The sequence below is a fragment of the Bradyrhizobium sp. P2_E8 genome (assembly GCF_056403875.1).
Genome location: NZ_JBFUES010001691.1, coordinates 1 through 876 on the forward strand (window position 1 = coordinate 1; position 876 = coordinate 876).

Annotated in this window: 1 protein-coding gene and 1 pseudogene; one reads left to right on the top strand and one right to left on the bottom strand. The window is 70.9% G+C overall.

From position 1 onward, the window contains the following. A partial coding sequence (locus tag AC1D00_RS43250) for a DUF2155 domain-containing protein (RefSeq protein WP_477014944.1) occupies positions 1-694 on the top strand: 694 nt, incomplete at its 5' end. A 13-nt stretch (positions 695-707) separates the two neighbouring features. Here AC1D00_RS43250 and AC1D00_RS43255 read toward each other — a convergent pair. Then, positions 708-876, bottom strand: a pseudogene (locus AC1D00_RS43255) (leucyl/phenylalanyl-tRNA--protein transferase); the annotation flags it as partial.

The window sequence follows — 876 nt, forward strand, 5'->3', positions numbered from 1 at the left end:
CTCCAGCGCCGCGCCGCCGAACCAGCCGCCGCCCGTGGCGGTCGCGCCGCTAGGCGCCCCCCAGCCGGGCGCGCCCGGGCCGCGCCAGCCCCCGCAGAAGGGCGGGCCGGGCGGTGCCGTGCCRCAGACGCCGGCGAGCCTCCAGCCGGGCGACGAGGTCGTGACCGAGCCGCCGGCCCAGAAGATCGTGAACAAGAAGGCGACCTTCTCCGGCCTCGACAAGATCACCGGCCGTATCATCAATTTCGACGAGGAAATCGGCGAGACCGTCCAGTTCGGCGCGCTGCGCGTCAAGACCAACGCCTGCTACACACGGCCGGCGACGGAAGCCGCCAACACCGACGCCTTCGTCGAGGTCGACGAGATCACCTTGCAGGGCGAAGTGAAGCGGATCTTCTCGGGCTGGATGTACGCGGCAAGCCCCGGCCTGCACGGCGTCGAGCATCCGATCTACGACATCTGGCTGACCGACTGCAAAGAGCCGCAGCAGACCATTGCGACGGCTGCGCCGGATCCCGCGACCAGGCCGGCTGCGCCGCCGCCGCCCGCGCAGAAGAAGGCCGCGCCCAAGCAGGCCGTGCAGCAGCGTCCGCCGCAGCCATTGCCGCCTCCGCAGCAACCGCAACCGGCGCCGCCACCTCCGCCGCCGGAGCAGCGGCCAGGTCTGTTCGGGATCCCCGGGTTCGGTCGCTAAGCCCAGTCCTTGATTATTGCCGCGAGGCGATGATCTCGAGCGCTCGAGCGCCCGGGATCGCCTCGCCTGAGAGCTCGAGGAAATCGCCGGGCTCGCCCGCCAGCGCCCTGTCGAGCAGCGCGGTGTAGCGCCGCCGCGGAATCTCGACCGCGCCGAAGCTCTTCAGATGCTCGGTGACATAT